Here is a 10,917-nt window from a genome sequence, read left to right as displayed (position 1 = left end):
CGGTGCCCGCGCGCCCGTCGTGCGCCGCACGGGGTGCGGCGCACGACGGGCGCGCGGGCACCGCGAGACGGACGAGCCGGGACCTCTTGAGCGAGATCAAGGCAGCATCACCGCGTCCGCCCCTGCGGGCGCCCCGCCGGACGGGACGTCACGGACGCTCCAGCCGGGGTCGCGTGCCGGTGCGGCAGGGGTCCGTCGGCGGGATGCGCGGACACGGACGGCCGTCATCGGGGTCCTCCTCGATGCTCGGGGCGGCCGCTGGCGGACCGCCGGTGCTGTTGTCGAAGACAACAGCACCGGACACACGAAACACCAGGTGGTGGAGGGGTTGTGCAGTTGCGGGCGGGTAGTGACGCGGGCTGTATATCTTCGCCACCATGGGGAACGTCGACGAGGGACCGCGCCACGCGGAGCGGTCCGTCCGTGCCGGGTGGCCCGGCATGCGGGGCAAGCGGGTCGTGGTCACCGGCGGCAGCCGCGGCCTGGGGGAGGGCATCGTACGGCTGTTGCTCGCCGAGGGCGCCCGGGTGGCGACCTGCGCGCGGGGGAAGGCGGGCCTGGCGGCGCTGGACGCGTCCCTGCCGGGCGAGGAGCGGAACCGTCTGCTCACCGAGGACCTGGACGTGACCGAGCCGGGCAGGCTGGAGGACTTCGTCACCATCTCGGCGAAACGTTTCGGCGCCCTCGATGGTGTCGTGGCCTGCGTCGGCGGCTCGCGCGGCGGTGGCTTCGAGCAGACGGACGCCGCCGACTGGGCGGCGACCTGGGACCTGAACGTCGGGCACACGGTACGCCTCGTACGCGCCGCGCTGCCGTACCTGCGGGCCGCGGGCGGCGGCTCGGTCGTGCTGATCAGCTCGATCTCCGGCTGGAAACCGGGACGGCCCGCGCAGTACGGGGCGGCCAAGAGCGCCCAGATCCATCTGGCCGCCTCCCTCGCCCGCGAGCTGGGCCCCGACGGCATCCGCGTCAACGCGGTGTCACCGGGTTCGATGCTGATCCCCGGCCGCCGCTGGGACCGTCTGCGCCAGGAGGACCCGGGAGCGTACGACCGGTTCGTGGGCACGGAGCTGCCGGGCGGCAGGCCCGTCACCCCGCACGAGGTGGCACGTACGGTGGTCTTCCTGCTGTCGGACTGGGCGAGCGGTGTCTCCGGCGCCCACCTGCCCGTGGACCGGGCCCAGAACGCGCCCTCACCGGACGGCTACTGAGGACAGGTTCACACCGCTCGATCGATGACGTGACATCACTTCCCATGCAGATCAGGACCGTTGGACCCGGTGGGCCAGCCTGCGGCCCCACTCCTGGCTCGGCGCCTCGACGAGGCGGTAGGTCAGCAGGCACAGGGGCGGCAGCACCGCGTAGAAGGCGAGGACGAGCGTGAGACTGTCCTGCCTGCGTCTGCCGATCTGCCGTCGACGACCGCCGGCAGCAGGGGATGCACCAGATAGACCGAGTAGCTGATCGTGCCCAGGGCGACCGGCAGTCGTGGCACGCGTCGGCGGCGGGAGAGCAGTCCGGCGCCGAAGGTGGCCACGGCGAGCAGGAACGCGACGATCCAGCCCCGCCGGGTGAAGTGGTCGTCGTCGCCGTACGCGGCGGCACTCCCCACGGCGCAGACGACCACCACGGCGGCGGTGACGACCGCCACGAGCCGGCCGTTGAGGCCGCTCGGGCAGTTCCGACCGCTTTCGGCACGGTGAACGGCCGTGCCGAGGAACATCACGGCGAGGATCACCAGGCCCTCCCACAGGGGGAGCGTGCCGTTGCACGCGACCAGTACGCGCGCCTGCACCCCGCCCAACACGCCCCCGAGCACCCGGAGTACGGGCGACCCGGCGCTCGCACAGCAGATGGCCGGCCCCATGCTGATCGAGACGGCCACGGTCAGCGGTCCCGCACCGACCGGCCCAGTCCTGGAGAACGTCGACGAGCGAGGCCGCCGACCGCGTGCCAGCAGTATCCGACACCGAGCTTCGGCGACCCCTCAGGCCCCCGACCGCGTGCCGGCGGTTTCTCACACCCGGCCTCGGCAGCCCTCTCAGGCCGCCGCCCCCAGCACCATCCGCGACCGGCGTTCGAACTCCTGCACCACCGGCTCGTGCCGGCGGGACGCGAGCCGTCCCCGGAAGTCGCGCAGGGCCTGGATCGACCGCTCGCTGTGCACCCCGCTGAGCGCCTCCAGTGCGTCGGTGGCGGTGGCGACGGCCTCGTCGAGGCGGTTCTGCTGGAGGTGGGCCGTGGCCAGGACGGACCGGCTGATGGCCTGACGCCGCCGCCGGTCCGCGTGTGCGCGCACCGACTCGCTCGCCGTGTGCTCGGCCTGCGCGGCGAGCCCCAGGTCACGGAAGCAGACGGCCGACTCGGCCTGCAGATAGTGGTGGTCGAGGAACCGCACCCACGGCGACTCCTGGGCGGCACCCCGGCTCGCATCCAGCTGCTTCTCCGCCGCGCGGAGCGCCTCGGCGGTCTCGCGCGGCCGCCCGAGCGCCGCATGACCCCGCGCGGACATGGCGTGCAGCCGCATCAGCCCGAGCGGGCTGCCCGCGTCCTTCGCCGTGGCGACACCGGCCCGCGCCAGCGCCACCCCCTCGTCGGGGCGGCCCAGACTCGTCGCCAGATGCGACAGCCCGGCCAGGATCTGCCCCCCGAGCACATGGTCGCGGCCCTCCGCGCACAACCGGAGCCCCTGCGTCATGTACCGCTGCGCCAGGCCGTACTCCCCGGCGTCGTACGAGCTCCAGCCCGCCATGGCGGCCAGCCGCGCCGCGGCGGCGAACAGCTCACGCCGCTGGTTCGCCGGTGTGCCGCGCTGCTGCAGCATCGGGATGACCTCGGTGGTGAGGTACTGCACGATGCTCGTACGGACCCCGCCGCCCCCGTACTGGTTGTCCATCTCGTCGAACATACGGATCATCGCGTGGACCTGCTCCACCGGACCCGCACCGGACACGGACGCGAGCCGGGGCGCGTCACGGCTCTCCACCAGCCACAGCAGCCAGGCCCGCTGAGGGTTCGTCAGCGCACCCGGCACGAACGGCACCGAACCCAGCAGGCTCCGCCGTGAGATGTCGGTCGACCCCAGCTCGACCAGGGTGTGCAGGGTCTCCGCCACGTTCTCCCCGTACATCAGCGCCCGTCCCGTCACCGGCCGCCCCCGGTCGAGCGGAAAGCCGAGATCCGCCGGAGTCAGGGCACGGCCCAGTCGTTCGCCGAGGACGGCGGCGATCAACTCCGGTGTGTTGCCCCGTGGTTGCTGACCCTGTAACCAGCGGGTCACCGAGGCCTTGTCGTAGTTGGTCTCCGAGCCCTGGCAGCGGCCCAGCTCATTGACCCGGAGGGCGAGGGAGGCGTACGAACAGCCGGCCTCCTTCAGGGCGGCCGCGAGCGGCTTGTTGGGCCCGCCGGGGGTCTTCGCCGGGGTTTTTGCTAATCCGTTGGTCACGGCGGCCATCCAGGAGTCGCATCGTGTCGGCGCGCGGCTGTGAACCCGTACCCACCCTTGCGCCAACTCCGGGGCGGGCCGGAGGAGTTCGAAGGACACTGCCAGCTCGGTGCGGCAGGTCGCTCGATCACTATGGTGGCCGAACAACTCAGCCCGCAACCGGCGTTCTGATAATTTCAGAATGAACTCCGAGGACCTGTCCTTGTCAATGGATCGCGTGGCACACTGCACGCTGTGAATCCCGCCCCGGGAGGTTGCACGTGAGTGAGACCCGCGTCGGAGGGAGCGCCCCGGCGGCGCCCACGGTCCTGCGCATGGTTCTCGGAAAGCGGCTCCGTCAGTTACGGGAGCAGGCCGGTGTCTCCTTCGACGAGGCCGCCCGCGCCATCGAGGTCACCGCGCTGACGGTCCGCCGCATGGAGAAGGCCGAGGTCGGCCTCCGCATCCCCTACGTGAAGGAGCTGCTGCGCACCTACGGGGTCTCCGACACCGAGATCGAGGACTTCCTCTCCCTCGCCCGGGAAGCCAACCAACCCGGCTGGTGGCACAAGTTCCGCGACGTGCTGCCCGACTGGTTCAGCGCGTACGTGAGCCTGGAGAGCGAGGCCCAGGTCATCCGCCTCTACGAACCCCAGTACGTACCCGGCCTGTTGCAGACGCACGACTACGCCGCCGCGCTCCTGCGCGTCGGCTTCCCCAACGCGAGCCCCGAGGACGTCGACCGCCGCGTCGCGTTACGGCTCAGACGCCAGGACCTGCTGGTCAAACCCGAGGCACCCGCGATCTGGGCCATCCTCGACGAGACCGTGCTGCGCCGCCCGGTCGGCGGGTCCGAGGTGATGCGGGCCCAGATCGACCGGCTCGTCGAGGCCACGGAGCGACCCAAGATCAGAATCCAGATCATGCGCTTCGCCGCCGGACCGCACCCCGGCGCGTACGGCCCCTTCCACTACTTCCGCTTCGGCTTCTCCGAACTCCCCGACATCGTCTACACCGAGGGCCTCGCCGGCGCCCAGTACGTCGACCAGCCCGCCGAGGTCGTGACCTACCTGGAGGTCCTGGACCGGATGTCCGTGCAGGCGGAACCGGTGGCCCGGACCAGGGACATCCTGGCGGCACTACGCAAGGAGTTGTGACACATGGCAAGCACACCCCACCGCACCGTCCACAGCGGCATGCCCGCCCCCGAACTCGGCGCCGAGGGCTGGCACAAGCCCTGGAGCGGCACCAACGGCGGATCCTGCGTCGAAGCCAAGCGGCTGCCCGACGGCAGCGTCGCCTTCCGCCAGTCCAAGGACCCCGACGGCCCCGCCCTCGTGTACTCGCGCGACGAGATCGTCGCGTTCCTCGAAGGGGCCAAGGCCGGACAGGCCGACTTCCTGATCGCCTGACCGGCGGAACCCCGCGCTCCCGGACCACTACGCCCGCACAACCGGACAACGCCCGCACGGACTCCCCCGGAACCCGGTCCCCGCGCACACTGGGGAACCCGCCCACGCGGGGCGAGCACACCACCGCAGGCGCACCACCCGAAGGGAGCGGCATGCGCACGCCGCCTCGTGTCCCCGGTCGAGCCATGCCGACCGTCCGACACGCCGGCCGCCCCGGCCGGGCCGCTCCCGAGGGGCGGGGATGACACCTCCCCCCACCCTCACCCGCTACCGGACCCTGATCGTCGAGGGCCACGAAGGGCCCGGCCGGGGCCTGCTCATCGCCGCGCTGGCCCGGCTGGGCTTCCAGATCCGGCACATGCCGCCCGGCCTCCACCACCTCGACCCCGCGCTGCCCTACCGCGAACTCCTGGCCGGACCCGGCCGCCTGGCCGTCGACAGCCAACTGATCGCCGAGCTGGTCCACGGACCGCTGCGGCGCGGCCGGTCCCGGGTCACCTGGATCCAGGCCCTCGACTTCGCCGAGGCCGTGGCCGAACGCGACGGCGCCATGCTCCACCTGACCACGACCGGCCGCACCCTCAGCGAGCGGGGCCACCGGCCCGGCGACGAGCAGGCCACCGAGGCGGCGGAGGCCGCCACCGCCTACACGCGCGCGTTCGCCACCCTCGCCCAGCACGTGCCGGTCGTGACCGTCCACGTCGGCGAGACGAGCCGCCCCACGCGGGCCACCGAGCCCCGCCGACCCCAACTCTGGGGCGACACAGAGCAGTTGACGATAGGTTAGCGACGACCACGCGATGTGAGGCAGGAGAGTCCCATGCCAGACGGCCACCCCACTCCCGACCAGGAAGCACTGTCGAAGATCGACACCACGGTGCCGCACTCGGCCCGTATCTGGAACTACTGGATGGGCGGCAAGGACAACTACGACGTCGACCGGATCGCCGGTGACGCCTACCGGGAGATCGCCCCCAACATCGAGACGATGGCCCGGGCCTCCCGCGTCTACCTCATCCGCACGGTCACCTTCGTGGCCCGCGAACGCGGCATCCGCCAGTTCCTGGACATCGGCACCGGCCTGCCCACCTACGACAACACCCACCAGGTCGCCCAGAAGGTCGCCCCCGAGTCCCGCATCGTCTACGTCGACAACGACCCCCTGGTCCTGCGCCACGCGCAGGCCCTGCTCACCAGCACCCCCGAAGGTGTCACCGACTACGTCGACGCCGACCTGCACGACCCCGACGCCATCCTCGAACACGCCGGGAAGATCCTCGACTTCGGCAAGCCCGTCGCCCTCATGCTCATGGGCATCCTCGGCCACATCCAGGACTACGAGGAGGCCAAGGACATCGTCCGCCGCCTCCAGGCGGCACTGCCCCCGGGCAGCTACTTCGTCCACTACGACAGCACCGACACCGACGCCGAACTCAAGCGCGCCCAGGAGGGCTACGACGACACCGGCGCCGTCCCCTACGTGCTGCGCAGCCCCCGCCAGCTGACCGCCTACTACGAGGGCCTCGAACTGCTGGAACCCGGCATCGTCTCCTGCCCGCTGTGGCGCCCGGAGCCGGGCACCACCCCGGAGCCGACCGACGTGTACGGGGGAGTGGCGTACAAGCCGTGACCCGCCCGGCCTGAAGCCGTGCCGCCCCGGGGGCCCGCCTCGTTCCGCCGGTTCACAGGAGCGGGGCCGTGACCTTCCCCGTGTCGCCGTCCACATGGCACAGCAGCAGGCAGACGTCGTCCTCGTGCTCGGAGTCGTCCAGCAGCGGGTGCAGCAGCAGGTCGGCGGCGCCCTCCAGGTCCTCGTCGAGCGTCGCCGGCCGCAGCACGCCGAGCGCCCTGGCCAGACGGTCGATGCCCGGGTCTATGCCCTGGGCGCGGCGCTCCACCAGACCGTCCGTGTACAACGCGAGCGTCGATCCGGGCGGCAGCGGGACGGTGTGGTCGGCGATCTCCTGGCGCAGCGGGATACCGAGCATCGCGCCCGGCTTGGCGTCCAGCACCCGCACCCCGCCGTCGGGAGAGCGCAGCACGGGCGGCGGATGCCCCGCGGCCGCCCACGTCAGGGTCGGCTCGTGCGGATGGAAACGGGCGATCACCGCCGTGGCGTACAGGTCGGGCTGCAGATGGTGCAGGAGCAGATGCAGCTGGGTGAGGAGCTGGCCGGGGCTCTTGCCCTCCACCGCGTAGGCCCGCAGCGCGGTCCGCAGCTGGCTCATCATCACGGCCGCGTGCAGACCGTGCCCCGTGACGTCGCCGATCACGGTGATCAGGCCGCCGTCGGGCTGGCGGAAGGCGTCGTACCAGTCGCCGCCGATGTTCAGGCCCCGGGTGGCCGGCAGATAGCGCGCCGCGAGCCGCAGCCCCGGCGTCAGGGGCAGCTCGGTGAGCAGGGCACGCTGCAACGTCTCGGCGATGTCCCGGTTGTGCTCGAAGCGCCGGGCGTTCTCCAGGGCGACACCGGCCCGGCGGGCCAGCTCGATCAGCATGAACGCGTCGTCGGCGTCCCAACGTTCGCCCGGCGGCGACAGGGTGAGCACCCCCAGCGGAGCACCGCGGGTCATCAGGGGAACACACAGCAGCGGCCGCTCGGGGTCCAGCGCCGAGGGCGGCTGGTCGTCGACCCCGGGAAGACCACCGGGGTGGTCCGCCGCGTACTGGGGGCGACCCCGTCGGGCCGCCAGGACGGCGGCCCCAGGGCGCGGACCGCTCAGGCGCGCGTCGTCGTCGCCGTCGAACAGCCAGACGTCGGCGGTGCGCGCGTACCGGGGCACCAGCAGCGTCGGCAGCAGCCGCACGATCTCGTCATGGTTCAACGACGCCGTCAGGGCGGCGCTGGCGTCGGCGAGGAACGTGAGTCGGCCCCGCGCGTTCTCCGCCTCCTCACGGGCCTTCTGCTCGGCGGCGAACAGCTCCCGCTGCGCGCGTCCCGCCGCGTCCAGCTCCGCGTGCAGCGCGAGCACACCCTGATTGGTCTGGTGCAGTTCCTCACGGTGGAAGGCGACCAGCGCCTCCTGCTCGTCGAGCTTCTCCAGCAGCAGCGCGGCGTCCTCGTCCGCGCCGAACAGGGCCTCCGCGAGCGTCACCGGATCGTCGCCCACATGCCCGGAGTCCGGGAGCCCCGCCTCCTGGGCGCAGCCGACGGTCAGCCGCCACGGCTGCCGGAACTCGCCCGGCCGCTGCGTCGCCGACGTCACCTCCACCAGGAACCGGCTGCCGGCCGGCGGCGACGCCGCGGCCCGCGCGCTCAGCAGCCAGGTGCCGCCCTTGGTGAGGCACTGCCGCAACTGCGCGGTGAGCGCGGTCACCAGCCGGGCGCGCTCGGTCGGGGACACCCCGTGCGCCGTGGCCAGCCGCGCGGTGGCGATCCGGGCCCGCGCCGCGTCGGTGACGGAACTGATGTGCCAGGTTCTGGTCATGGGAGGTGATCCGGCGGGGAGGGGCTCAGCACCGCGACGCTGGTGTCGTCGCGGACCGGCCGGGCGGAGCTGCTCGCGTCACGCACGATCACGGCGGCCACGACAGCGGGGTCGAGAGCGGTGCTGTGGGCTGCCGGACCGGGGCTCCAACGGCTCGGCAGCCCGTCGCTGTGCAGCACGAGAAGACAGTCGTCCCCCCAGGGCAGCTCATGCTGCGGCATGGTCGCCGGCCGGTGCGCGCCCACGATCCCCGGCCGCGACAACAACGGCTGCCACGTCGCGCCGGTCCGCATCCGCGCCCCTATGTTGCCGACGCCCGTGAACAGCAACCGCCCCGCCGAGGCGTCGAGTTGGGCGACGGCGACGGCCGCCCCCCGGGTGCCGCGCAACGCGCCCTCCAGCCGACGCAGGACCTGCGCGGGCGGCAGATCGGGCACCCGGCGCAGCTCCTCCACCGCCGCCGCGGAGGCGCGTGCCGCCTCGGGGCCGTGCCCCAGCCCGTCGGCGAGGATCAGCGTCGTGAGGTGGTCCGCCCGCACCCACGCCCAGGCGTCGCCGGAGTACTCCGCGCCCGCCAGCGGGATGTTGACGCCCCCGGCCCGTACGCCGTGCCCGCCGGAACGCGTCGTGTCACCGCGCCGCCGACGGGAGCCGAGCCGCGCCAGGGCGACGGTGCCCCGGCCGACGGTGCTGTGCAGATCGAAGTCGTCGGCGACCCGGTGACAGGTGCCGAGCCCCGCACCCAGGGACGACGTCGTCGAGTAGCCGTCCCGCAGCGCGCCCCTCACATCCCGCATCCCGGGCCCGTGGTCGATCGCCACGATCTGCACCATCGGGACCCGGCCGTCGCCCGCGGGCAGCCGGTCCACGACGTCCAGCAGTATCAGCCCGCCGTCGGCGTGCTTGAGCAGATTCGTCGCCAACTCGGTCGCCACGAGCGCCGCCTCGGCGGCCCGGTCCTCGTCCAGCCCGGCCAGCGCCGCCGCGTCCTGAGCCGCCACCCGGGCGTCGCGCACCCGGGTCGAGTCACGCACCGGCACCTCCCACACGCGGGACATCACCGCTCCTCGCGCTGCCGTGGCGGACCCGACAGCCAGGTCGTCACCGTCACGGTGGTTCCCCTGCCGGGGCGGCTGTCGATCGCGAACTCATGGACCAGCCGCCGCGCACCACCGAGCCCCATGCCGAGACCCTCACCGGAGGTGAAACCGTCCACGAGGGCCCGGTCGAGATCCGGGATGCCCGGCCCCTCGTCGCTGAACGCCAGCCGCAGCCCCCGCAGGCCGCCGACGGCCACCGGCGCGCACTCCATCTGGCCCCCGCCGCCGTGGATCAGGGTGTTGCGGGCCAGCTCGCTGGCCGCCGTCACCAGTTTCGTCTGCTCGACCAGGCCGAAGCCGAGCTGGGCGGCCGCCTGCCGCACATGCTGCCGTACCCACACCAGATCGAGGTCCGAGTGAATCGGCAGGCAGGCGGAGACGCCGCCGGCGGTCTGCATCACACACTCTCCTGGCGGGTGCGCCCCCGGCGGGGGAGGGTCGGGCCCTGGTCGCCGAGGAGACGCATGGCGTCCTCGGTGGTGAGGGCGGTACGCAGCCCCGGCAACGTCAGCCCCAGTTCCACCAGGGTGATCGCCACCGCCGGACGCATGCCCGCGACGACGGTCCGGGCGGCGAGCAGACTGGTCTGGGCGGCGATGTCACCGAGGACCCGCCCCAGGAACGAGTCGACGATCTCGACCCCCGACAGGTCGATGACCACTCCCGTGGCCCCGCTGCGCGCGACCGTGTCGCTGATGTCCTGCTGGAGCTGCTCCGCCGTGCCGTCGTGCAGATCGCCCTGCAACGTCACCAGCAGCACATCACCCAGTCTGAGGACGGGGACGGGAGTCGCGTACGGGGACGGCCCGCCGTACGGCGAGGGGAAGGCGTCACTCACCTGTACTCCGAACCGGCACCCTCGCGCGCGACGATGTCCGCGCCCAGCTGCCCCAGCGCGTAGGCGAGCGCGTCCGCGAGGCTCGCCCGGGTCAGCACCGAGCTGAGGTCGATGCCCAGGTGCACGATGGTCTGCGCGATGGGCGGCCGGATCCCGGAGACGATGCACTCTGCCCCCATCAGCCGTGCCGCCGCGACCGTCTTCATCAGATGCTGGGCCACCAGGGAGTCGACGGTCGGGACGCCGGTGATGTCCAGGATGGCGAACCGGGCGTGCTGTTCGACGATGGAGTCCAGCAGGGTCTCCATCACGACCTGGCTGCGCGCGCTGTCCAGGGTGCCGATCAGGGGGACGGCGACGATGCCGTCCCACAACTTGATCACCGGAGTGGCGACTTCGAGCAGTTGCAGCCGCTGCCGGTGGATGAGCTCCTCGCCCTCGCTCAGCGCGGTCTCCAGCACGACCAGCCGCAGCGTGCCCATCAGGACCGTCAGGGTCGTGGTGCACTCGCGGACGTGTTCCGCGGGCGCGTCGGGGAACTCGGCGAGGAACAGCTCGGTGACGGGGGGCCGCAGCGCGTCGACCTCGCTGGAGATCTCGGTGATGCTGGAACCGGCCCGCGCCCGGGCGGCCGCCGTCCGGGCGAGCTGGTCGCGGATGACGTGGAAGCCGCCGGACTCCGCGTCCTCGACCGTGTCCGCGGTGGCCACCGCGG

The 10,917-nt window shown here is 72.6% G+C and carries 12 protein-coding genes; 5 read left to right on the top strand and 7 right to left on the bottom strand.

Going from position 1 to position 10,917, the window contains the following annotated elements; genetic code table 11:
- The first annotated feature begins 377 nt into the window (after positions 1–377).
- Positions 378–1,211: an SDR family NAD(P)-dependent oxidoreductase gene (locus AOK23_RS07355; protein ID WP_055711937.1), complete on the top strand. Its 834-nt coding sequence runs from the start codon at positions 378–380 to the stop codon at positions 1,209–1,211.
- Positions 1,212–1,333: 122 nt separating this feature from the next.
- Here the strand turns inward: AOK23_RS07355 and AOK23_RS07350 are convergent, their stop codons facing one another.
- Both AOK23_RS07350 and AOK23_RS07345 read right to left on the bottom strand, forming a co-directional pair.
- Entirely contained in the window at positions 1,334–1,885 is a 552-nt protein-coding gene (locus tag AOK23_RS07350) for a hypothetical protein (protein ID WP_055711936.1), read from the bottom strand.
- A gap of 156 nt (positions 1,886–2,041) precedes the next feature.
- Positions 2,042–3,454 carry an NsdA family TPR-like regulatory protein gene (locus AOK23_RS07345; protein ID WP_055711935.1) on the bottom strand — a complete coding sequence of 471 codons (1,413 nt, stop codon included), beginning with the start codon at positions 3,452–3,454 and terminating at the stop codon, positions 2,042–2,044.
- 305 nt (positions 3,455–3,759) lie between these two features.
- On the opposite strand from AOK23_RS07345, the gene AOK23_RS07340 reads away from it, so the two are divergent.
- The 4 genes from AOK23_RS07340 to AOK23_RS07325 all read left to right on the top strand — a co-directional run bounded on the left by AOK23_RS07340 (position 3,760) and on the right by AOK23_RS07325 (position 6,466).
- Positions 3,760–4,581, top strand: coding sequence for a helix-turn-helix domain-containing protein (locus tag AOK23_RS07340; protein ID WP_055711938.1), 822 nt, complete (start codon positions 3,760–3,762; stop codon positions 4,579–4,581).
- A gap of 3 nt (positions 4,582–4,584) precedes the next feature.
- Complete coding sequence (locus AOK23_RS07335) at positions 4,585–4,836, top strand: DUF397 domain-containing protein (RefSeq protein ID WP_055711934.1); 252 nt, start codon at positions 4,585–4,587, stop codon at positions 4,834–4,836.
- A gap of 241 nt (positions 4,837–5,077) precedes the next feature.
- Positions 5,078–5,623 (top strand): hypothetical protein, encoded by a 546-nt coding sequence (locus AOK23_RS07330; RefSeq protein WP_055711933.1) that lies wholly within the window; start codon positions 5,078–5,080, stop codon positions 5,621–5,623.
- A 33-nt stretch (positions 5,624–5,656) separates the two neighbouring features.
- Positions 5,657–6,466: an SAM-dependent methyltransferase gene (locus AOK23_RS07325; protein WP_055711932.1), complete on the top strand. Its 810-nt coding sequence runs from the start codon at positions 5,657–5,659 to the stop codon at positions 6,464–6,466.
- Positions 6,467–6,518: 52 nt separating this feature from the next.
- Here AOK23_RS07325 and AOK23_RS07320 read toward each other — a convergent pair whose 3' ends face one another.
- The 5 genes from AOK23_RS07320 to AOK23_RS07300 form a co-directional block, all read right to left on the bottom strand.
- Complete coding sequence (locus AOK23_RS07320) at positions 6,519–8,264, bottom strand: PP2C family protein-serine/threonine phosphatase (protein WP_055711931.1); 1,746 nt, start codon at positions 8,262–8,264, stop codon at positions 6,519–6,521.
- Entirely contained in the window at positions 8,261–9,322 is a 1,062-nt protein-coding gene (locus AOK23_RS07315) for an ATP-binding SpoIIE family protein phosphatase (RefSeq protein WP_055711930.1), read from the bottom strand. The genes AOK23_RS07320 and AOK23_RS07315 overlap by 4 nt, the downstream gene beginning before the upstream one ends.
- Entirely contained in the window at positions 9,322–9,762 is a 441-nt protein-coding gene (locus AOK23_RS07310; protein WP_055711929.1) for an anti-sigma regulatory factor, read from the bottom strand. The genes AOK23_RS07315 and AOK23_RS07310 overlap by 1 nt, the downstream gene beginning before the upstream one ends.
- Positions 9,762–10,202, bottom strand: coding sequence for an STAS domain-containing protein (locus AOK23_RS07305; RefSeq protein ID WP_055711928.1), 441 nt, complete (start codon positions 10,200–10,202; stop codon positions 9,762–9,764). The genes AOK23_RS07310 and AOK23_RS07305 overlap by 1 nt, the downstream gene beginning before the upstream one ends.
- Positions 10,199–10,917: STAS domain-containing protein (locus AOK23_RS07300; RefSeq protein ID WP_055711927.1), on the bottom strand; the 719-nt coding region annotated here is incomplete at its 5' end. The genes AOK23_RS07300 and AOK23_RS07305, both read right to left, overlap by 4 nt.

It is taken from the genome of Streptomyces torulosus (genome assembly GCF_001419765.1).
GTDB classification, from domain to species: domain Bacteria; phylum Actinomycetota; class Actinomycetes; order Streptomycetales; family Streptomycetaceae; genus Streptomyces; species Streptomyces torulosus.
The sequence above is the reverse complement of the archived record's forward strand: the minus strand, read 5'-3'. Positions and strand labels throughout refer to the sequence as shown.